Raw genomic sequence first — 20,143 nt, forward strand, 5'->3', positions numbered from 1 at the left:
CATGCAGCTATCCGGTGTCCTGCAGCCCAATCCTCTATATCCCGAGAAAGAAAGCGAACGCTATGCGAATCGCCTGGAGGCCTTGGGCACGGGCGGTTTGCGGCGCCTGCAGCGCCTGTGGCGCCAGCCGGTCGCGCGCAGCCGCCGCATCGTGGCGCGCGTGCATCGCGAAGCAGCGCTGCTGGGGCAGCCGTCGCTGGCGGAAATCCGCGCACGCGCGGCCGCCGTGGCCTACGACCTGCGCCGCAATGGCATGGACCTGGCGACCGCCGCGCGTGCTTTCGCACTGGTGCGGGAGGCGTCGCGCCAGACGCTGGGCAAGACCCATTTCGACGTGCAGATCCTGGGCGGGTGGGTGATGCTGCAGGGCATGGTCGCGGAAATGCACACGGGCGAGGGCAAGACGCTGACCGCCACGCTGCCCGCCGCCACGGCCGCCCTGGCCGGCCTGCCGGTGCATGTGATCACCACCAACGATTACCTGGTGGAGCGCGACGCGGCCATCATGGCGCCGGTGTACGAGGCGCTGGGCCTGACCGTGGCCGCGGTGACGGCCGAGATGGACAACGCCACGCGCAGGCTGGCCTACCAGGCCGACATTGTCTACTGCTCGAACAAGACGGTGGTGTTCGACTATCTGCGCGACCTCATCGTGCTGGACGATGACAAGGACGAAGACGCCCTGCGCCTGGAACGCCTGCGCGGCGGCCAGGCGCGCACGGCGGAACTGTATCTGCGCGGCCTGTCCTATGCCATTGTCGACGAGGCCGACAGCGTGCTGGTGGACGAAGCGCGCACGCCGCTCATCATTTCCGGCGTGCAGGAGCAGGACATCGAAAGCGTCACGCGCCAGGCCGTGGACCTGGCGCGCGGGCTGCAACCGGAACACTACCGGGTGCTGCGCGACGAGCGCCGCGTGGGCCTGACCGAGGAAGGGCGCGTGGCCTTGCAGGCGCAATGCGCCGCGCTACCGGCGCCGTGGAACATTCCTTTCCGCCGTGAGGAGCTGGCCCTGAGCGCGCTGACGGTGCTGCATCTCTACGACCTGGACGAGCAGTACATCATCCGCGACGGCAAGATCATGGTGGTGGACGAGTTCACCGGCCGCGTCATGGCCGATCGTTCGTGGGGCCAGGGCCTGCACCAGATGATCGAGTACAAGGAAGGCCTGGCGCTGACCGAGCCACGGCAGACGCTCAAGAGCATCAGCTATCAACGCTTTTTCAAGCACTATCTGCGTTTGTCCGGGATGACGGGCACGGCGGCCGAAATACGCGGCGAGCTTGGCCGCGTCTACAACCTGCCGGTGGTGCCCATTCCCACGCACCGTAAATCGCGGCGCCGGCACGATCCCGACGTGGTGCTGCGCACGCTGCACGAAAAATGGACGGCGGTGTGCGAGCGAACGCGGGAGCTGCATGCGCGCGGGGTGCCCGTATTGATCGGCACACGGTCGGTGGCGGCGTCCGAAGCGGTGGGCGCGTATCTGGAAGCCGCCGGCCTGGCGCCGGTGATCCTCAATGCCAAGCAGGATGCCGGCGAGGCCGACATGGTGGCGCAGGCGGGGCAGGCGGGCAGCATCATGATCGCCACCAATATGGCCGGGCGCGGCACGGATATCGCCCTGTCGGACGCGGCGCGTGACGCGGGCGGCCTGCATGTGATCCTGACCGAGCGGCATGAGTCGGCCCGGATCGACCGGCAATTGCAGGGGCGCAGCGCGCGCCAGGGCGATCCTGGCCATGCGCAGGCTATTTTGTCGCTGGAAGACGCGGTGCTGGACAGCGTGGCCCGCACCTGGATGGCGCGCGCGATGGTGCCCGTGCTGGCGGCCCTGCCTGGCCTGCGTGCGCGCTGGTTGCGCCATGCCCAGCAACGTACCGAAAACACCTTGGCCCGCGATCGCAAACGCTTGGTGGCGGCCGATGAACAACTGGAGAAATCCTTGTCCTTTTCCGGGCAGGGGGATTGATGATGAAGAAAATGATCGGAATGAGCCGGTGCGACGATGCTTTGCGCGCCAGCCCTGCATGGACTGCCCGCTTGCCTGGTGCTTCTCGTTCGCGCGTTTGGGTCGCGGGCGTGTTGCTGCGTCTGAGCGTTGCGGGACTCGGCCTCGGCTTTGGCGTGGCCCAGGCGCAGAACGTGGCGCCGCCCCCGCTCGCGGATACGCTGTCGCCCACCGCGCTGCCGGGTGGCGCTTCGATGGGGCATGAGACCGCCTCGCTGCAAACGCCCATGGCCTGCCTGATCGAGCCGTTCATGGTGTCGGAACTGGGCAGCCCTATCGCCGGCGTCATCGACAAGATATCGGTGCAGCGTGGCGATACGGTGAAGAAGGGCGATGTGGTCGCCACGCTCAATAGCAAGGTGGACGAGGCCACGCTGAACGTGCGCCGGGGCGAAGCGGCGTACCTGGCGCGCGCCGTGCAGCGCAATAGCGATATGTACCAGCGCAAGCTGCTGCCGGCCAGCGACTACGACGAGATCAGTTCCAAGAGCCGCCAGGCGGCGTTGCAGGTGGAGCTGCAGCAGGCCATCCTGGGCGAGCGCAGCATACGCAGTCCGTTCGACGGCGTGGTGGCCGAGCGCTATGCCGGGCCGGGCGATCGCATCAACGACAACAAGATCGTCAAGCTGGCGCAGATCGATCCCTTGCTGGTCAAGGTGGTGGTGCCCGAGGGCTTGTATGGCCAGGTCAAGATGGACGCCGGCGCGGATGTCACCGTCAATTCGGCGATCAGCGACAAGCCCTTGCGGGCCACCGTCTGGCGCATCGACAAGGTCATGGACGCCGCCAGCGGCACCTTCGTCGTGCTGTTGAAGGTCGATAACAAGAACAACCGGATCCCTGCGGGAATCCGGTGCTCCGTCCATTTCTGAGCCTGTTGCCGCTACGCCGTCGCGGCGGGCGCCAGACTCATTCGACGTGCAGGTTGCGCGTCTTGATGATGTCGCCGTAGCGGGCCCGTTCGCTGGCGGCGATCTTGGCCAGTTCGGCTGGCGTCGAACCGTGCGCCACCGCGCCCTGTGCTTCCAGCTTCTTCTTCACGTCGGCGCTGTCGGCCACGCGGCGGATCGCCTCGGACAGCTTGTCGACCACCGCCGCCGGCGTGCCGGCCGGCGCCAGGACGGCCGTCCATGAACCCGTCTGCGCATTGTGCACGCCGGCTTCGTCCAGCGTGGGCACGTCGGGCATGGCCGGGGAACGGGTCGGCCCGGTGACCGCCAGGGCGCGCAGCTTGCCGGCCTGCACATAGGTGACCGTTTCCAGGATGGATGCGAACAGCATGTCGACGCGGCCTGCCATCAGGTCCGTCATGGCAGGGCCGCCGCCCTTGTAGGGCACGTGTGTCAGCTGCGTGCCGGTGGCTTGCTGGAAGATTTCACCGGCCAGGTGGGGCGCACCGCCGGTGCCCGAGCTGGCGAAGGTGTGCTTGCCTGGTTCCTTGCGCGCCAGTTCGACCAGTTCCTGGACATTGCGGGCTGCCAGTTGCGGCGAGACCACCAGGGCGAAGGGCAGGTCCGAGAACATGGAGATGGGGGCGAAGGCGGTGGCGGGATCGCTGTGCAGCTTGTAGAGCCAGGGGTTCACGGCCAGCATGCCGGAGTTGGCGAACAGCAGCGTATAGCCGTCGTTGTTGGACCGTGCCACCAGGTCGGCGGCGATCTGCCCGCCGGCGCCTGGCCGGTTGTCCACCACCACGGAGGCGCCGTTCAGTTGGGGGCCCAGTGCCGCGGCCAGCAGGCGGGCGGAGATGTCCGTACCGCCGCCGGGTGAAAACGGCACCAGCAGGCTGATGGGCCGCGCCGGGTAGGCATCTGCCGCGTAGGTCGTCAGTGGCAGGCCCGCGGCCAGCACCGGCGTAGTCAGCGCAGCGCCCAGCAAGCGCCTGCGCCCCTTATCGATCGTCTCCATGTCTCGCACCTTTCTTTTGAATAATGAATATTGTTTTTGGAGTGCAAGGGGCTACGCCCCCTGTACCCCCTCCCGGGAAGGACACGGGGCTACGCCCCATACCCCACCGGGTAGGACATGGGGCTACGCCTCATACCCCACCGGCTAGGACACGGGGCTACGCCCCATACCCCCTCCGTGTAGGACACGGCGTTACGCCCCAACCCCTCCAGGAAGGACACGGGGCTACGCCCCATACCCCCACCGGGTAGGACCCGGGGCTGCCCCCACACCCCCACCATGGAGGACGCGGGGTGGCGCCTCGCGCTCCCGGTTCGGGGGCGTGGGGCGGAGCCCCCGCCTTTTTCCCCCGCGGGAGTCTGAAGGGGCGCAGCCCCCTCATGTCCCTACGCCTCTGGCACGACCCAGTATAGGAACGATTCGACGCGCGCATGCTATCCAGCTATAAATAGCAAAGATCAATATAAAAAATGAATCGATCGGAGACGCAGGACATGGAACTGAGACAACTGGAATGCTTCGTGGCAGTCGCCGAAGAACTGCATTTCGGCCGCGCGGCTGCCCGTCTCCGCATGACCCAACCCCCACTAAGCCGCCAGATCCAGATGCTCGAACGCAGCCTGGCCGTCACCCTGTTCGAACGCAGCAGCCGCGTGGTCACCCTTACCGCCGCCGGCCGCAGCTTCCTGCGCGACGCCCGCCATCTGCTGGAGTTCTCCAGCCACGCCGCCCTGCAGGCGCGCCGCACCGCCACCGGCACGGCCGGACATGTCACCCTGGGATTCACCGCCGTGGCGGCCTACCGCCTGATGCCCGCCATCGTCACCCAGGCGCGCCGTGAATTACCCGACGTCGATATCCAGTTACGCGAAATGGTCTCGATCGACCTGGGCCGTCTGCTGGTGGCCGGCGACCTGGATCTCGTCCTGATCCGCCACCTGCCGCGCGTGGCCGGCCTGGGCCACCGCCTGCTGGAACGCGAGCCGCTGATGCTGGCGGTCCCGCGCGGCTGGCCCCTGGCGCGGCTCAAGACCGTGCCCCTGCAGGCGCTCGACGGCCAGCCTTTCATCTCCTACTCGCCCAACGAAGGCAAGTACTTCCACGAACGCATTTCCGCCGCATTGGGGCAGGCCGGCGTGCGGCCCGACGTCGTGCAGCACGCCAGCCAGACGCACACCCTGCTGGCGCTGGTCCGCGCGGGCCTGGGCGTGGGCATCGTGCCCGCGTCAGCACGCGAACTGCGCCTCGATGGCGTGCATTTCACCGACCTGGAGGACTGCGCATTGCGCGCCGACATGTACCTGGCCTGGCGCATGCCGCAGGACAACCCGGCCGTGCCGGCCCTGCTCGACTGCGTCGCCCGCATGCCCACGACGGCCGCTGCACCCGCACCCGCACCCGCACCCGCACCCAACGCATCGGCGGACACCCCGCTTCCCGACTGACTACCCGACGGCGCATCAATCGACATCCGTCTCGTAGCGCCTCAGCTCAGGCCCCAGATCCACCGGCGCGCTGGCAGGCTGCGGTTCCGGCGACGCAGTGGGTATATACCGCCCCTGGTTGCGATTGGCCCGCGTCAGATAATGATCCGCCACCCGCTGCACCTCCACCAGCGTGGCATCCCGCACCCGGTCGCGTTCCAGGAAGATCAGACGCCAGTCACCGTTCACGCTCGCCTTGGACAACGCGTCGGTCAGCGCCTGCGGATCGGCCAACGTTCGCGTCCGCGTATCCAGCCAACGGCGCCGGGCCTGGTTCAGTTCCTCCTGCGTGTACGGATGCAGCCGCAACGTCTCCACCACACGATTCAGGACGCGCTGCGCGCTCTCCGTATCCATGGCGGGCTTGAGGGCGGCGCGGAATTCGATCAGGCCGTAGTCGCGCCATCCCAGCGCCTGGGTACTCACCTTGCCGGCCAGTCCCGTCGCCACCAGTTCATCCTGCAGCCGATGGGCGCCGCTCGCCGCCAGCATGTCGGCGGCCAGCAGCAACAGGGTATGGTCGCGGCTGCCGGTAGCGGGCACGTGATACATGGTGGCCACCAGCGGATAGCCACCCACGCGCCGCAGCGTCACGGCGTGATTGCCGTCCTGCAGCGGCTCGACCCGGTAATCCTCCGGCACGTTGCGGCGGGGCCGCGGCAGCTTGCCCAACGTATCGGCGATGGCCGACAGCGTGAGCGGGGCATCGAACCTGCCGGCGATGGTCAGCACGGCGTTGTCCGGCTGGTAGTACTCCGCCTGGTAAGCCTGCAGCCGGTCCAGGCGGACATTCGCCATATCCGCATGCGTGCCCATCGGATCGTTGCCGTAGCTATGCCAATGGAAGGCGGCGCCCCGCATCTTCTGCCGCAATACCCGTTCGGGAGTCTTATCCCTGACCTCCAGTTCCGCGAAGATGACGGGCAGCGCGGCTTCCACGTCCGCACGCCGCCAAGCGCTGTGCAGCATGGCGGCGGCGTGCCAGCCCAGATACCAGGCCAGGTCCATGTGGTTGGCCTGGAACGTGGCGACGTAGCGGGTGCGGTCGGCCGACGTGCTGGCCTTGACGTCCATGCCACGGCGCTGGAATTCGTCGGCAACGGCGGGCTGGCGGGGCGTGCCTGCCAGCACGAGGTGCTCCAGCAGATGCGACATCCCGCCCTGGCCTTCGTGCTCGTTGCGCGAACCCACCCGGTAGGTCAGGTCGATGGCGGTGACCGTCTGGTCCGCGTCGGGTGCCAACACGACGCGCAGGCCGTTGTCCAGCCGGTACTCGGTGATGCCCTCGGCGGTGATGGGCTTGCCATAGGCTTTGCCCAAGCCTTCCGGCAATCTGGCGGCGTCGGCCTGCAAGCTGATGAACGACATGAAGAGCAGGGCGGGCAGTCGGCGCGACAGCCCCGAAAAAACGAGAGGCATAAAGGGAATCCCTGGGATGTTATGGGGACCGGCAGTGCTGACCGGCGGCGCGGCGTTCTGACTCCGCACGCGGCACGTCTGTGGTCGGAGTGGCCCGCTGCGTTCCCGTCGGATGCCTCCGCGGACGTAAAAAAGCCATGGGCCGCTCGCGCGGCCCATGGCTTGGTCGGTGGATGTCCTGGGGACGCGCCCCGGGATTCCTTTCCAGGCTACTTCTTGTCCTGCTTTTCAGCCTTGTCTTCGGCCTTGCCCTGGTACTTGTCGAAATCACCCGCGTACACCGTGGTGAAAGCGGCCTGGTCGAAATACTTGCGCATGGCTTCGTTCACCTGCTCCAGCGTCAAGCCGGCGATCTTGCGGTCCATGTCGGCGACCCAGGTGAAGTCGCGTCCGCGACGGATGTAGCGGATCCAGGTGTCAGCCACCACGCCGTCCTGCGAGTACGCCAGACGGAAGTAGTTGTGCAGGGAGTTGACGCCGTCCTTCAGTTCTTGCGCGGTGAAGCCATCCTTCAGCACCCGGGTGGTCTCGTCGTACAGCGCCTGCTGCAGGCGATCGCGGTTCTGCGGCGCGTAGATGGCGCGCATGGTCCAGCTGCCTTGCGGCTCGAAGGAAGAGATGTCCAGGGTGCTGCCGACGTCATAGGACAAGCCGTCCTTCTCGCGGATACGGTCCCACAGGCGCGAGGAACCCGAGGAGCCCAGCAGATAGTTCGCCAGGTACAGCGCGGGGTAATCCGGCGCGGTGTCCTGCACCTTCAACGGCAGATAGGCCGCGAAGAAGGCATTGGCCTTGTCCGGCGTCTCCAGGTTGTAGTCCTTGGCCGGCACCGCGTGATAAGGCGTCGCGATGCGCGTGTAGGGCGCGCCGCGCTGCCAGCCTGCCAGGCTCTTCTTAAGCGCCGCCTGGACGGCGTCGGCATCGAAGTCGCCCACGGCCGAGAAGGCGATGGTGCCGGTGCCATAGAACTTCTTGTGGAAGGCCACCAACTTGTCGCGTGTCAGGCCGCGTACGGATGCCAGCGACTCATCGAACGTCGGCACGTAGCGGATGTCGTCCTTGGGCCACGGATTGTCGTGCCGTGCCAGGGTGCGCAGGGCCAGGGCCGGCGGTTCGGTCATGGCGTTCTGGATGGCGGTGGTGACCTGGGTCTTGTATTCGTCGACCTGGTCCTTGGGGAAGTTGGCGTTGCGGATCACTTCCAGCGCCAGGCTCACCGCCGCCGGCAGGTTCTCGCGCGTGGTCGAAATGACCACCGACAGATTGGTGCCCGAGCCGCTGAAGTGGACGTCCGCCTTGAGCTGGTCGAAGCGGTCGTCGATGGCCTGGCGGCTCAGCTTGCCGGCACCGCGGGTAAGCAGGTCGGCCACCGCGTCGGCCACGGTGCGCTGGCCCCGCAAGGTCTGCTCATTGCCGAACTGCAGCAGCAGCTTGGCATGCGCGCGGTGGCCGCGCGTGGGCTTGGACAGTAGCGCCAGGTCGACCTTGCCGTTGGGCAGGTCCAGGGTACGCCGCAGCGTTTGCTGGTTGATATTGGCCGGCGAGGCGTCGAAGGCGGCGGCCTGGGAATTGGCCGGGTCGCCCTTGTAGTCCTTGAGTACGGCGCTCAGGTCGACGCGGGTGTTGGCCGGCGCGCGCTCAAGCGCGGTGGTGGGGATGTAGCGGCCCTCGATGCGATTGCTGCGCAGGAAGTACTGTTCGGCCACACGCTGAACGTCGGGCAGCTTGGCGGCGCGCACGCGGTCGCGTTCCAGGAAGAACAGGCGCCAGTCGCCGGAGGCGATGGCCTCCGACAACGCGACCCCGATGCGTTCAGGATCGGAATAAGTGCGGTCCCAGTCGATCAGCCAACGGCTGCGGGCCCGATCCAGTTCTTCTTGCGTGAAGGGCTTCTGCTTGACGGACTCCAGCGTCGCCGTCAGCGTCTTCATGGCGACGTCCTGGTTCATGCTCGGTTCCAGCTGGGCGCCGAACATGGCGATACCGGGATCCAGCTGGTCCATCGTGAAGCCGAAGGTGCCGGCGGCCAGCTTGCGCGTGACCAGGTCATGGTAGAGACGGCCGGACGGTTCGGACGACAGGATGGTGGTGGCCAGGTCCAGCGGCGCGAAGTCCGGGCTGGCGGCGGCGGGGATGTGATACATCGCGGCCACCAGGGGCGTGCCGCCGACGCGGCGCAGGGTGACGGCGCGTTCGCCGTCCTGCACGGGCTCGACGGTGTATTCGCGGCGCAGCTTGCGGGAGGGCTTGGGCAGCTTGCCCAGCGTTTCGCTGATGGCCTGCAGGGTGCTGTCGGGATCGAACTTGCCGGCCACGATCAGCACCGCGTTATCAGGCTGGTAGTACTGGTGGTAGAAAGCGCGCAACTGGTCGATATCGACGTTTTCCACATCCGAGCGGGCGCCGATGGTGACCTTGCCGTAGCTGTGCCACTGGTAGGCGACGCCTTGCATCTTCTGCATCAGGATGTTGAAGGGGGAATTCTCGCCCCGTTCCATCTCGTTACGCACCACCGGCATCTCGGTGTCCAGGTCGGCGCGGGCGATCAAGGAATTGACCATGGCGTCGGCCTGCCAGCCCAGATACCACTTCAGGGTGTCGGGGTTGGCCGCGAAGCTGGCGAAGAAGTTGGTGCGGTCCGACGAGGTGCTGCCATTGGCCTGCAGGCCGCGGCGGTTGAATTCGCCCAGGGCATTGCGGGTGGTCGGCGTGCCCTTGAACAGCATGTGCTCCAGCAGGTGGGCCATGCCGGTTTCGCCATAGTTCTCCATGCGCGAGCCCACCAGATAGGTCATGTTGACCGTGGTGGTGGGCTTGGAATCGTCCGGCGCCAGCAGGATGCGCAGGCCGTTGCCGAGGCGAAACTCGGATATCCCCTCTACCGTACTGGTTTCAGTGACGCCATCCGGCACGGTCGCGGCGCCGGCCTGGAAGGCGATGAACGAGGAAAAAAGCAGAACTTTCAGCTGGCGCGACAGTGAGGGGAGATAAAGGCGCATGAATCTAGTAATCCTGCGGAGTAGACGAAGTTGTTGGAGTGTATACGGGGGGTGAAGTTCAGCCGGCGCAAGCTGTAACTGATTTTTGGGTTGGGAAAGCGGTTTTTTACGGTAACGAGTACGGGAATGACCGGAAACGGGGCGCCATCCTGTGGCTTCCTCGGGGAAAAGGGCGTCAACTGCACTTTTCGATGGGGCAATATACCGGCTGCCGACCTCATTGCAGAGGAGGCCGGCGACTTGGCGACGTCCAGAGCCGAGAGTAGTCTGGTACTGACAGATAGATGCCGCGCGCCGCAGTCCGACGCGCGGACCGCCCTTCGCCGGCTCAGCGCGAGGGGCGATGCACCAGCCCATCGCATCGTTACAACCATTCCTTCCGGCTCCAAGCAGGGCCGACGTTCGTTTCATACGCGGCCGCGGACGCCGCCCGGGGCGGAAGGTTTGAACGTGCCGCTTGCGGCCGGCGGGGAGCCGGCCTGCTCATGGAGGATTGCATCATGTTGACTGATATCGTCTCCCGCGCCCTGTCGCATCTGGCAGGCAATGAGCTGCCAAGGGAAAGGCTCAAGGGAACCTTCCGCTATGCGTATGCCAGCGATGACGGCAGGTACGTCGCCATCCTGACGCACGATCACATGACCTATGTCGTCGATCTGCCCGCCGGCCGGTATTGTGCCGAGGGCAGCGTCGCACCTTGCGGGTTTACCGGCCACGTCCTGGAAATGGAGGGGCAGGGCAAGGATGTCCGGACACGGCCCGCTTATGCCCGTATGTTCGATTTGGACATGGACGGTGACGAGATCGATTGGCGACAATGTCCGGAATCTTTCGGACGATTTCGTTCCGGCCGGGTATATTCCTAGGTCGAGCCGTGGTGGGTGAGCCGCCGGCGGCTGAATGAACGCATCCTGGGAATTCGAGAAGTGCTTAAGAAGACGCCGGCGCCGCGCGCCATGACGGGAACCCTCCTCTCCATCCTGCTGGGCTGCGGGCTAGGTCTGAACGCGCTTGCCGCGCAGGCCCAGGCGCCCGCGGCGGCCCAGCCCGCGCAAACCCAATCCACGCCGGACAACGCGCCCGCCAAGGACGCCACGCCCCCGGCCAAGGATGCGGCGCCCCCCAAGGACGCCGCACCCGCCAAGGCGCCGGCCAAGGAACCCGCGAAGGAGCCAGCCAAGCCGGCCGCCGCCAAGGAAGCCCCGAAGGACGCCCCTAAGGACGCTCCCAAGGATGCCGGCAAGGCACCCGCCAAGGAAGCCGACAAGCCCGTGGCCAAGGAAGGCGACAAGGCGGCCCCGGCCGCGACACCGGCCGCGGCCCCCGCAGCAGCCCCCGCGGCCCCGGCCGCCGATGCCGCCAAGGACACGCAGCGCGGCCCCGTGGTGGTGGAAGTCTTCCCGCCGGCCAAGGGTGCGCACCAACCGCAGTTCACGGTAGGCGAGGACGCTACCCGCCTGGACGCCGCCAAGCTTGGCGCGGCCCTGGGCGTGGTCGCCAAGGACAAGGCGCGCGGTCCCATGACTCCGGTTGCCATCCTGGTGAGCACCGATATGACCCTGTCGGATCTGAACGGCCTGGTCACCCTGGTAACCCAGGCCGGCATGAAGCAGGTTCGTTTCTTCACCATGGACAGCGAACGCTCGATGGTGACCGAAGTGGTGCCCCAGACCGGCTCGGCTTTCCCGCGCGGCCGCCTGGAGTCCGAAGTCATGGCTGCGCCCAAGGAACCGGACTGAGGCTGGCATGATCGCGGTCGATTGCACTCATGAGCGCCACGCTGGCGCCATCCTGGCGATTTTCAATCACGCCATCCTGACTTCCACCGCCTTGTACGACTACCAGGCCCGCAGCGAAGCGTCGATGCAGGCCTGGTTCGACGCCAAGCGCAAGGGCAACTATCCGGTGGTCGGTTTCGAAGACGAGACCGGTGTGCTGATGGGCTTCGCCAGCTACGGTCCGTTCCGGCCTTTCCCGGCTTTCAAGTACTCGGTGGAACATTCGGTCTATGTCGACCAGCGTTTCCGCGGTCGCGGGCTGGGCGAAGCGCTGTTGCGCGCCGTCGTCGAACGGGCGCGCCAGCAGGACTATCACGTCGTGGTGGGCGCCATCGACTCCACCAATGCCGTCAGCTGCGCATTGCACGAGAAGCTGGGGTTCACGCGGGCGGGCGAGATCAAGCAGGCGGGCTTCAAGTTCGGCCGCTGGCTGGACCTCCTGTTCTACCAATTGCAACTGGAAACGCCGCGCCAGCCGGTCGATGGCTGAATTGCCCATGGCCGGCGCGTACGTGGCGCATGGCCGGCCAGGGCTTCCCGCCTGCCTTTATTTGGACAGCGTTCGCATGGCCTGCTCCAGGCCCGCCACCGTCACCGGATACATGCGGTCGTGCATGATGTCGCGCAGCAGCGCGATGGACTGCCGATAGGTCCAGGACGCGGTCGGCTCGGGGTTGAGCCAGGCCGCCTTGGGCCAGGCCTCCAGCAGGCGCTGCAGCCACACCGCACCGGCTTCCTTGTTGGCGTATTCGACCGATCCGCCCGGTTGCAGGATCTCGTACGGGCTCATGGTGGCATCGCCGACGATGATCAGGCGCCAGTCGGCGTTGTACTTGCGCAGGATGTCCCAGGTGTCGAAGCGTTCATTGCTGCGCCGGCGCGCGCTTTGCCACAGGCTGTCGTAGGGGCAGTTGTGGAAATAGTAGACGTCCAGGTTGCGGAATTCGCTGCGCGCCGCGGAGAACAGTTCCTCGACCCGGCCGATGTGATCGTCCATGCTGCCGCCGACGTCCAGCAGCATCAGCACCTTGACGGTGTTGTGGCGCTCGGGCACCAGGCGCAGGTCCAGATGTCCAGCGTTGCGCGCGGTGCTGGCGATGGTGTCGTCCAGGTCCAGTTCCAGTTCCGCGCCCGCGCGGGCGAAGCGGCGCAGGCGGCGCAGCGCCACCTTGAAATTGCGGGTGCCCAATTCGAGCCGATCGTCGTAGTCGCGGAACTGGCGCATGTCCCACACCTTGACCGCGCTGCGGTTACCGGCCGACTCGCCCCCCACGCGTATCCCTTCCGGGTGATAGCCGCCGTTGCCGAAGGGCGATGTGCCGCCGGTGCCTATCCAGCGGTTGCCGCCGGCGTGGCGCCCCTTCTGTTCCTCCAGCCGCTCGCGGAACATTTCCATCAACTTGTCCCAGCCGTGCTTCTCGATGGCGGCTTTCTGCTCGGGCGTCAGGGTGCGCTCGAATTGCTTGATCAGCCAATCCAGGGGAATGTCCTTGCCGGCGGGCAAGGCGGCCTCGATGCCCTTGTAGTAGGCGCCGAAGGCCTGGTCGAAGCGGTCGTAAAGGGTCTCGTCCTTGACCAGGGCGGTACGCGCCAGGAAATAGAAGTCGTCCAGCGTGGGCGCCATCAGGTCGTGGCGCATGGCATCGAGCAGCGTCAGGTATTCCTGCACCGACACGGGCAGCTTGTGGGCCCGCAAGTGGTAGAAGAAGTCGATCAGCATGGCGCCGGCCGCCCCGTCAGCGCCGCGTGCCGGTGCGCGTCATCGCCGCCAGGCGTTCCAGCAGCTGCATGTCCTGTTCGTTCTTCAACAGGGCGCCTGCCATCAGCGGCACCGCGGTGGCCGCGTGGGCGTCGATCTCGGCCGCGGCCACGTCCTCGGCCAGCAGCAGGCGCAGCCAGTCGAGCAGTTCCGAGGTAGAGGGCTTCTTCTTCAGCCCGGGCGCTTCGCGCAAGGCGAAGAATGTGTCCAGCGCGGCGCGCAGCACGTCTTGCTTGAGATCGGGATAGTGCACCGCCACGATGTCGCGCATCGTGTCGCGATCCGGAAAACGGATGTAGTGGAAGAAGCAGCGGCGCAGGAAAGCGTCGGGCAGGTCCTTTTCGTTGTTCGAGGTGATGATCACCAGCGGCCGGTGGCGCGCGCTTATGGTCTGGCGCGTTTCGTACACATGGAATTCCATGCGGTCCAGTTCGCGCAGCAGGTCATTGGGAAATTCGATATCCGCCTTGTCGATCTCGTCGATCAACAGCACCACCGGCTCGTCGGCCTCGAAAGCCTGCCACAGCACGCCTTCGACGATGTAGTTGCGAATGTCGCGCACCTTCTCGTCGCCCAGCTGCGAGTCGCGCAGACGCGAGACCGCGTCATATTCGTATAAACCCTGGTGCGCCTTGGTGGTCGACTTGATATGCCATTGCAGCAGGGGCCGGCCCAACGCGGCCGCTACTTCCTCGGCCAGCATGGTCTTGCCGGTGCCGGGTTCGCCCTTGATCAGAAGCGGGCGCTGCAGTGTCAGGGCGGCATTGACCGCCAGCTTCAGATCCTCGGTGGCGACGTAGCGTTCGGTGCCGTCGAAGCGGGCGGCGGGGGCAGCGGATTGTGCAGCGGACATGAAACGTGAGCCTCCACGGGCAGGGCACGGGGCAGCGCCCATGCGTGGTCGATCGGGCAATTATCGTACAATCGCCAGGACTTTGCGTCCGGCTGGAGGGCTGGCGTGAGGTCCTCGCAGAAGTACCAACAGTAGTTCCAGCAACCAAGAACAGCCGAGACAAGAGCCCCCAATGAAGTTGCGAACGAATGTATTGCGTACGGTTGCAGTGATGGCCTTGACGGCATCCTGTGCGATCCCGGGTGTGACCCACGCGGCCGATGCCGCGCCCGCCGCTGCCGCCGCGACCCCCGCGGCGCCCAATTTGCAGGCGGCGCGTGACAAGATTTCGATGTGCATCGGTTGTCATGGCATCCCGGGATATAAAGCCAGTTTCCCCGAGATTTACCACGTGCCCATGATCGCCGGGCAGAATGCCAAGTACATCGAGGCCGCCTTGAATGGATACAAGAGCGGCGCGCGCAGTCATCCCACCATGGATGCCGTTGCGGCCAGCCTGTCCGACCAGGACATTACCGACCTGGCTGCGTATTACGCCAATCTCAAGTAACCCGGGGGCATCCATGAAACGCTATTTTCTCGCTTGCGCGGGTGCCGCGCTGCTGGCCTCGTTCAGCCTGGCGCAGGCCGCCGACCTGGACGCCGGCAAGGCCGTCTTCCAGAAATTCAATTGCGCGTCCTGCCATGGCGCGGACGCCAAGACCTCGGTCGATCCCGCTTATCCGGTGCTGGCGGGCCAGCATGAAGATTACCTGCGGCATGCGCTCAAGGCCTATCAGCGTGGCCAGTCAGGCGCCGCGGCGTCGGCCAATATCCGCAAGAATCCAGTGATGGGGGCCTTCGCGGTGCAGCTGTCGCCGGATGACATCGACAACGTCACGGCCTGGCTGGCCAGCCTGCCCAGCGACCTGGGCGTGCGGAAATAGGCAGATAAGGTCGGCAGGGGGCCGGGCATGGCCGGACGGCGTACGCCGCCAGCCGTCCGCACCGTTAGCGTTCTGCCCTTTGGCGTATCAAATCGATATACGTATCGCTGTCCAGCGGCTTGCCCAGCCGCTGCGCTTCCCATACCACCTGGCCCAGGCATTCCATGATTTCATGCGCGGCATGATGTGCATCGCTGCGCGCCGTCAGGCGCTGGTAGGCGGCGCGGATGCCGGGCGGATGATCGATCGACAATTGCTCGGCGATCGCCAGGTGCATGGACAGATGCAGGAAGGGATTGGTGCGGCCTTTTTCGACCGAGTAATCCTTGGTCATGGCGTCGGGGTCTTCCATGTCGCCGTGATATTCGGGATGCTCGACCAGCCAGTCCAGGGCCATCGATTCCAAAGGCGTAAGGACTTCCGAAGCCCGATGCTTGCGCCAGGATTCGATGAAAAATTCGCGGACTTGATCGCGTGAAGGATTGAACATGCGGAGAGAGGGCTGATACCGTTGTGCGCTGCGTCATGGCATTTTACTCCCGCCGCGCGGGGTCAAGCGCGCGAGGGGCGGTGCCGGCGATATAGAATGAGCCTTGCCTCGTCCGTAACCGCAGAGAGCCGTTGTCATGAGCTACCAGCATATCGTTGTCCCGTCCGCGGGCCAGAAAATCACCGCGAACGCCGACCAGACCCTTAACGTCCCGGACCAGCCCATCATCCCCTTCATCGAAGGCGACGGCGCGGGCGTGGACATTACGCCCGTCATGATCAAGGTCGTCGACGCGGCGGTGTCCAAGGCCTACGGCGGCAAGCGGCGCATCCACTGGATGGAGATCTTCGCCGGCGAAAAAGCCCGCAAGTTGTACGGCGACGATACCTGGCTGCCGCGCGAGACCATCGATGCCGTCAAGGAATACCTGGTTGCCATCAAGGGGCCGCTGACCACCCCCATCGGCGGCGGTTACCGATCGCTTAACGTCACCCTGCGGCAGGAACTGGACCTGTATGTCTGTCTGCGGCCGGTGCGCTATTTCAAGGGCGTGCCTTCGCCGCTGCGCGAACCGGAAAAGACCGACATGGTGGTGTTCCGCGAGAACTCGGAAGACATCTATGCCGGTATCGAATATCCGGCCGAGTCCAAGGACGCGCGCGCGCTGATCGATTTCCTGCGCACGCAGCTGGGCGCCACCTCCATCCGTTTCCCTGAAACTTCCGCCATCGGCATCAAGCCGGTGTCGCGCGAAGGCACCGAGCGCCTGGTGCGCAAGGCGGTGCAGTACGCCATCGACCACGACCGGACGTCGGTGACCCTGGTGCACAAGGGCAACATCATGAAGTTCACCGAAGGCGGTTTCCGCGACTGGGGCTATGGCCTGGTGCGCAAGGAATTCGCTGGTGAACAAATCGATGGCGGCCCGTGGTGCAAGGTGCGCAATCCGCGCACCGGGCGCGACATCATCGTCAAGGACGCCATCGCCGATGCGTTCATGCAGACCATCCTGCTGCGGCCGGGCGAGTGCGACGTGATCGCCTCGACCAACCTCAACGGCGATTACCTGTCGGACGCGCTGGCCGCCCAGGTTGGGGGCGTGGGCATCGCCCCGGGCGCCAATATGTCGGACTCCGTGGCCATGTTCGAAGCCACGCACGGCACCGCGCCCAAGTATGCGGGCAAGGACTATGTGAATCCCGGTTCGGAGATACTCTCGGCCGAAATGATGTTGCGCCATATCGGCTGGGCCGATGCCGCCGACCTGATCATCTCCAGCATGGAAAAAGCCATCCTGTCCAAGCAGGTGACCTATGACTTCGCCCGCCTGCTGCCCGGCGCCGCGCAAGTGTCCTGCTCCGGCTTCGGGCAGGTGATGATAGGCAAGATGTGATGGGCTCGCGGCGGCGCGTAAGCCGCCGCCGCTGCGCCCCTTGCCGTCGTTGCCGCACTATCCCGTGGGCCTGGACGCGGAGCACCGGCCACTGCCCATTGCGCCTGCTTGCCTTTACGCCGAAGGTATCAGTGCAGCCCCATCCATGACGGCGGGCATGGCCTGCCGCACCAGCTCCAGGAAGCGCCGCAGGCGCGCCGGGTAGTACCGCGCATAGGGATGCATCAGGTAGATAGGCAGGGGATCGGCCTGCCATGCGGGAATCAACTGGCACAGCCGTCCAGCCTTGATGTCTTCCGTGGTCATCCAGGCGGACTCGACGGCGGCACCCATCCCCAGCAGGGCGGCGTTGTGCAGGGCATACAGATTGTCGGTCAGTACGCGCGGCTGGATGGGCAAGCGGTATTCGGTCCGGTCGGCGTCATGCCGCAGCGTGACGGCATCACGGTAGAACGTGCGCAAAGCCGCCCAAGGCAGCCCGGCCAGATCGCCAGGATGGCGTGCCTCGGCCACCGTCGCGGCCAGCGCCGGGGCGGCGACGACGATCCGGGGTATTTCCGAAACCCGGCTGGCCACCAGCTCGACATCGCCCACTTCCCCCACGTGCAAGGCGCAATCGATGCCTTCCGCGACGAAGTCGGGACGCCGGTCCTGCAGCAGCCATTCCACCGAAACCTTGGGGTAGCGGGCCAGATAGTCGGCCAGCAGCGGCATCAGCTGGCGCTGGCCGAAGGCGTGCGGCACCAGCACCCGCAGCGTGCCTTCGGGCTCATCGGCCACGCCACGCAGGTCTTCTTCCATGGCGCGCCAGTTGTCCAGCAGGTCGCGGGCGCGGGCGTAACAGCGTTCGCCGTCCTCGGTCAGCTTCATGACGTGGGTCGTGCGTTGCAGCAGCCGCAGGCCCAGAAAGCGTTCCAGCGCCTGCAGGCGGCGGCTGATGGTCGGCTGCGTGGTGCCCAGGCGCGCGGCGGCGGCGGACAGGCTGCCCGTCTCGACGATGCGGATGAAAGTCTGCATCAGCTCGATCCGGTCGACACCAGGGGCTGTTTGCGCGGTTATCTTCGATTCGGTCATGCGCATAGCGTATAAGCTATCTGCGCACCATGCTACTACCGCAGCGTGTCATTCGTCTGGAGAATGCGAACCGTCGAACATTCCTCCGGGACATCCACCATGTCTTCTCTACCCATGAATCAGAATCCACAGGCCGCTGCGGCCACCCCCGGCACGGGATCCCAGGAAAACCTATCCGGCGGGCTGATCCTGCTGCTGGCCGTGGGCACGGGCGTCAGCGTGGCCTCGCTGTACTACAGCCAACCCATGCTGGGCGTGCTGAGCGGCGCCATCCACGCCAGCGAGCGCCAGGTCGGGATGGTGCCGACCCTGACCCAATTGGGTTATGCGCTGGGCCTGCTGTTGCTGGCGCCACTGGGTGATCGTTACGATCGCCGCAACATCATCCTGATAAAGGGCACGCTCTTGGCGCTGTCCCTGCTGGCCGCAGGCCTGGCGCCGTCGCTCGGCTTCCTGCTGGCGGCCAGCCTGGCCGTCGGCCTGTCGGCCACCATGGCCCAGGACCTGGTGCCCGCCGCGGCCACGCTGGCGCCGGTGGCGCACCGGGGCAGGGTGGTCGGCATCGTCATGACCGGCCTGCTGCTGGGGATACTGCTGTCGCGCGTGGTCAGCGGCTTCGTCGCCGAGCAGTTCGGCTGGCGCGCCATGTACGTGGCGGCCGCCGCGGGCCTGGCCGTGATCGGCGTCGCCTTGTGGCGCGGCCTGCCGCGCTTCGCACCGACGACTTCGGTGTCCTACGGCGCCTTGATGGGTTCGCTGTTCAGCCTGTGGCGCCAGCATCCGGCGCTGCGTCGGGCCGCCGTGGCGCAAGGCCTGCTGTCCCTGGGCTTCAGCGCTTTCTGGTCGACCCTGGCGGTGATGCTGCATGAAGCCCCGTTCCACATGGGCAGCGCGGCGGCGGGTTCCTTCGGCCTGGCCGGCGCGGCGGGCGCCCTGGCCGCGCCCCTGGCGGGCCGGATTGCCGACCGCAGCGGTCCTGAGCGCGTGACGCGGCTGGGCGCGGGCCTGGCGGCGCTGTCATTCCTGGCCATGGCCTTGGCGCCGCTGTTGCCCACCACGCATAGCCAGATCATGCTGATCGTGGCCAGCGCCATCGGCTTCGACTTCGGCATCCAGGCCACGCTGGTGGCGCACCAGACCATCGTCTACGGCATCGATCCGGGCGCCCGTAGCCGCTTGAACGCATTGCTGTTCACCAGCGTGTTCGTCGGCATGTCCGTGGGGGCGGCACTGGGCAGCCTGGCCCTGGCGCAATGGGGCTGGATGGGCGTGGTGGGCCTGACTACCTTGGCGGCGGTGGGTTCGCTGCTGGTGCGTCTGACGGCGCGACGCCGCTGAGCGACTCCTGGCGGCGGATATTCCGCCTCGGATATCGGCCGGCTGATATTTTTCGGCTGGTATTTTGGGAGCTGTTGTTCGTGATTGATATCGGTGGTTGATATCCGAATCTGGTCTCGCAATGGAAAATAATATCGGCGACCCGTGGGTCGCCGATATTCGTCTCAATCACGCAACTTGCGTCATGCCGCTTCGCCTTCCGCGCGATCCTGCAATTGCCGCATGTGGGCCAGCGCTTCCAGTTTCAGCGCCGGTGGCAGGCTGTGATAGGCCATCAGCATTTCTGCCATGTCGTCGTCGCGGGCATAAAACCAGGGCGCGGGGATATCCAGGGCCGAAGCCAGTCTTTCGATGAGAAAAAAGCCGGGCGTATGCTTGCCACGCTCGTACTGGTTCATGCGGGAACTGGCGGACATTTCGTCCAGTCCGGCCAGTACGCCCAACCGCTCCTGGGAAATCCCGGCACGCAAGCGCGCTTCCTTGAGCCTCGATGTGAGCATATGAGCGACCAGATATGAGGGATTCAAAAGCTCAGGATGGTCGTAGATTTCGCTTGACCGCTTCCTAAGATTTTCGTAGTGCTAGAAGAGTCAGAATTTGAAACAATGTTTCTCCGCGCGACATTGTCGACAAACTGGGCTAAGGTATGCGGCAGTGCTGCGGTTGTGCCTATTTTGAACCCGCCGCGAACGGTGTCTATTTGGGGAATAC

18 protein-coding genes are annotated in these 20,143 nt (G+C 65.7%); 10 read left to right on the top strand and 8 right to left on the bottom strand.

The window, feature by feature from the left end:
- Window position 1: 1 nt before the first annotated feature.
- A complete protein-coding gene (locus CEY05_RS23320) occupies window positions 2–1,972 on the top strand; it encodes a preprotein translocase subunit SecA (protein WP_088599652.1) in 1,971 nt (656 codons plus the stop codon).
- A gap of 110 nt (window positions 1,973–2,082) precedes the next feature.
- Window positions 2,083–2,883, top strand: coding sequence for an efflux RND transporter periplasmic adaptor subunit (locus CEY05_RS23325; protein WP_233161674.1), 801 nt, complete (start codon window positions 2,083–2,085; stop codon window positions 2,881–2,883).
- Window positions 2,884–2,920: 37 nt separating this feature from the next.
- Here the strand turns inward: CEY05_RS23325 and CEY05_RS23330 are convergent, their stop codons facing one another.
- Entirely contained in the window at window positions 2,921–3,919 is a 999-nt protein-coding gene (locus CEY05_RS23330; RefSeq protein ID WP_088599653.1) for a tripartite tricarboxylate transporter substrate binding protein, read from the bottom strand.
- Window positions 3,920–4,413: 494 nt separating this feature from the next.
- Between CEY05_RS23330 and CEY05_RS23335 the strand changes: the two genes are divergently transcribed.
- Window positions 4,414–5,364, top strand: a complete 951-nt coding sequence (locus tag CEY05_RS23335; RefSeq protein WP_088607542.1) for a LysR family transcriptional regulator — start codon at window positions 4,414–4,416, stop codon at window positions 5,362–5,364.
- A 15-nt stretch (window positions 5,365–5,379) separates the two neighbouring features.
- On the opposite strand, the gene CEY05_RS23340 is transcribed toward CEY05_RS23335, so the two are convergent.
- Together CEY05_RS23340 and CEY05_RS23345 are read right to left on the bottom strand one after the other, a co-directional pair.
- A complete protein-coding gene (locus tag CEY05_RS23340; RefSeq protein ID WP_158219402.1) occupies window positions 5,380–6,822 on the bottom strand; it encodes a pitrilysin family protein in 1,443 nt (480 codons plus the stop codon).
- A 209-nt stretch (window positions 6,823–7,031) separates the two neighbouring features.
- The gene (locus CEY05_RS23345) at window positions 7,032–9,821 is read right to left on the bottom strand and encodes a pitrilysin family protein (RefSeq protein WP_088599656.1); all 2,790 of its coding nucleotides are present in this window, start codon (window positions 9,819–9,821) and stop codon (window positions 7,032–7,034) included.
- Between the two features lie 500 nt (window positions 9,822–10,321).
- Here CEY05_RS23345 and CEY05_RS23350 point away from each other — a divergent pair, with 500 nt between their 5' ends.
- The 3 genes from CEY05_RS23350 to CEY05_RS23360 all read left to right on the top strand — a co-directional run bounded on the left by CEY05_RS23350 (window position 10,322) and on the right by CEY05_RS23360 (window position 12,089).
- On the top strand, window positions 10,322–10,687 hold the full coding sequence (locus CEY05_RS23350) for a hypothetical protein (protein ID WP_088599839.1): 366 nt from the start codon (window positions 10,322–10,324) through the stop codon (window positions 10,685–10,687).
- A gap of 90 nt (window positions 10,688–10,777) precedes the next feature.
- Window positions 10,778–11,560, top strand: a complete 783-nt coding sequence (locus tag CEY05_RS23355) for a hypothetical protein (RefSeq protein ID WP_143220600.1) — start codon at window positions 10,778–10,780, stop codon at window positions 11,558–11,560.
- A gap of 7 nt (window positions 11,561–11,567) precedes the next feature.
- Window positions 11,568–12,089: a GNAT family N-acetyltransferase gene (locus CEY05_RS23360; protein ID WP_088599658.1), complete on the top strand. Its 522-nt coding sequence runs from the start codon at window positions 11,568–11,570 to the stop codon at window positions 12,087–12,089.
- Window positions 12,090–12,146: 57 nt separating this feature from the next.
- On the opposite strand, the gene CEY05_RS23365 is transcribed toward CEY05_RS23360, so the two are convergent.
- On the bottom strand, window positions 12,147–13,319 hold the full coding sequence (locus tag CEY05_RS23365; RefSeq protein ID WP_088599659.1) for a VWA domain-containing protein: 1,173 nt from the start codon (window positions 13,317–13,319) through the stop codon (window positions 12,147–12,149).
- 16 nt (window positions 13,320–13,335) lie between these two features.
- Window positions 13,336–14,211 carry a MoxR family ATPase gene (locus CEY05_RS23370; protein WP_088599660.1) on the bottom strand — a complete coding sequence of 292 codons (876 nt, stop codon included), beginning with the start codon at window positions 14,209–14,211 and terminating at the stop codon, window positions 13,336–13,338.
- A 172-nt stretch (window positions 14,212–14,383) separates the two neighbouring features.
- On the opposite strand from CEY05_RS23370, the gene CEY05_RS23375 reads away from it, so the two are divergent.
- Together CEY05_RS23375 and CEY05_RS23380 are read left to right on the top strand one after the other, a co-directional pair.
- Window positions 14,384–14,761, top strand: a complete 378-nt coding sequence (locus tag CEY05_RS23375; RefSeq protein WP_088599661.1) for a c-type cytochrome — start codon at window positions 14,384–14,386, stop codon at window positions 14,759–14,761.
- 13 nt (window positions 14,762–14,774) lie between these two features.
- Window positions 14,775–15,137 (top strand): cytochrome c, encoded by a 363-nt coding sequence (locus tag CEY05_RS23380; RefSeq protein WP_088599662.1) that lies wholly within the window; start codon window positions 14,775–14,777, stop codon window positions 15,135–15,137.
- Between the two features lie 64 nt (window positions 15,138–15,201).
- Here the strand turns inward: CEY05_RS23380 and CEY05_RS23385 are convergent, their stop codons facing one another.
- Window positions 15,202–15,627 (bottom strand): DUF1841 family protein, encoded by a 426-nt coding sequence (locus CEY05_RS23385; protein WP_088599663.1) that lies wholly within the window; start codon window positions 15,625–15,627, stop codon window positions 15,202–15,204.
- A gap of 136 nt (window positions 15,628–15,763) precedes the next feature.
- Between CEY05_RS23385 and icd the strand changes: the two genes are divergently transcribed.
- The gene (icd, locus tag CEY05_RS23390; protein WP_088599664.1) at window positions 15,764–17,020 is read left to right on the top strand and encodes an NADP-dependent isocitrate dehydrogenase; all 1,257 of its coding nucleotides are present in this window, start codon (window positions 15,764–15,766) and stop codon (window positions 17,018–17,020) included.
- A 114-nt stretch (window positions 17,021–17,134) separates the two neighbouring features.
- Here icd and CEY05_RS23395 read toward each other — a convergent pair whose 3' ends face one another.
- Window positions 17,135–18,094 carry a LysR family transcriptional regulator gene (locus CEY05_RS23395; protein WP_088599840.1) on the bottom strand — a complete coding sequence of 320 codons (960 nt, stop codon included), beginning with the start codon at window positions 18,092–18,094 and terminating at the stop codon, window positions 17,135–17,137.
- Between the two features lie 99 nt (window positions 18,095–18,193).
- Here CEY05_RS23395 and CEY05_RS23400 point away from each other — a divergent pair, with 99 nt between their 5' ends.
- On the top strand, window positions 18,194–19,432 hold the full coding sequence (locus tag CEY05_RS23400) for an MFS transporter (RefSeq protein WP_088599665.1): 1,239 nt from the start codon (window positions 18,194–18,196) through the stop codon (window positions 19,430–19,432).
- 182 nt (window positions 19,433–19,614) lie between these two features.
- Here the strand turns inward: CEY05_RS23400 and CEY05_RS23405 are convergent, their stop codons facing one another.
- Window positions 19,615–19,932: a helix-turn-helix domain-containing protein gene (locus CEY05_RS23405; protein ID WP_088599666.1), complete on the bottom strand. Its 318-nt coding sequence runs from the start codon at window positions 19,930–19,932 to the stop codon at window positions 19,615–19,617.
- Window positions 19,933–20,143: the final 211 nt, after the last annotated feature.

It is taken from the genome of Achromobacter sp. HZ34 (assembly GCF_002209485.1).
Lineage (GTDB): Bacteria > Pseudomonadota > Gammaproteobacteria > Burkholderiales > Burkholderiaceae_B > Bordetella_C.

What these genes read in the sequence shown, in the direction of transcription:
- CEY05_RS23400 (WP_088599665.1), top strand. Translation starts at nt 18,194, where the DNA reads ATGTCTTCTCTACCCATGAATCAGAATCCACAGGCCGCTGCGGCCACC.
- CEY05_RS23380 (WP_088599662.1), top strand. Translation starts at nt 14,775, where the DNA reads ATGAAACGCTATTTTCTCGCTTGCGCGGGTGCCGCGCTGCTGGCCTCG.
- CEY05_RS23375 (WP_088599661.1), top strand. Translation starts at nt 14,384, where the DNA reads ATGAAGTTGCGAACGAATGTATTGCGTACGGTTGCAGTGATGGCCTTG.
- CEY05_RS23345 (WP_088599656.1), bottom strand. Translation starts at nt 9,821, where the DNA reads ATGCGCCTTTATCTCCCCTCACTGTCGCGCCAGCTGAAAGTTCTGCTT.
- CEY05_RS23360 (WP_088599658.1), top strand. Translation starts at nt 11,568, where the DNA reads ATGATCGCGGTCGATTGCACTCATGAGCGCCACGCTGGCGCCATCCTG.
- CEY05_RS23350 (WP_088599839.1), top strand. Translation starts at nt 10,322, where the DNA reads ATGTTGACTGATATCGTCTCCCGCGCCCTGTCGCATCTGGCAGGCAAT.
- CEY05_RS23340 (WP_158219402.1), bottom strand. Translation starts at nt 6,822, where the DNA reads ATGCCTCTCGTTTTTTCGGGGCTGTCGCGCCGACTGCCCGCCCTGCTC.
- CEY05_RS23365 (WP_088599659.1), bottom strand. Translation starts at nt 13,319, where the DNA reads ATGCTGATCGACTTCTTCTACCACTTGCGGGCCCACAAGCTGCCCGTG.
- CEY05_RS23385 (WP_088599663.1), bottom strand. Translation starts at nt 15,627, where the DNA reads ATGTTCAATCCTTCACGCGATCAAGTCCGCGAATTTTTCATCGAATCC.
- CEY05_RS23370 (WP_088599660.1), bottom strand. Translation starts at nt 14,211, where the DNA reads ATGTCCGCTGCACAATCCGCTGCCCCCGCCGCCCGCTTCGACGGCACC.
- CEY05_RS23405 (WP_088599666.1), bottom strand. Translation starts at nt 19,932, where the DNA reads ATGCTCACATCGAGGCTCAAGGAAGCGCGCTTGCGTGCCGGGATTTCC.
- CEY05_RS23395 (WP_088599840.1), bottom strand. Translation starts at nt 18,094, where the DNA reads ATGACCGAATCGAAGATAACCGCGCAAACAGCCCCTGGTGTCGACCGG.
- CEY05_RS23330 (WP_088599653.1), bottom strand. Translation starts at nt 3,919, where the DNA reads ATGGAGACGATCGATAAGGGGCGCAGGCGCTTGCTGGGCGCTGCGCTG.
- CEY05_RS23335 (WP_088607542.1), top strand. Translation starts at nt 4,414, where the DNA reads ATGGAACTGAGACAACTGGAATGCTTCGTGGCAGTCGCCGAAGAACTG.
- icd (WP_088599664.1), top strand. Translation starts at nt 15,764, where the DNA reads ATGAGCTACCAGCATATCGTTGTCCCGTCCGCGGGCCAGAAAATCACC.
- CEY05_RS23355 (WP_143220600.1), top strand. Translation starts at nt 10,778, where the DNA reads ATGACGGGAACCCTCCTCTCCATCCTGCTGGGCTGCGGGCTAGGTCTG.
- CEY05_RS23320 (WP_088599652.1), top strand. Translation starts at nt 2, where the DNA reads ATGCAGCTATCCGGTGTCCTGCAGCCCAATCCTCTATATCCCGAGAAA.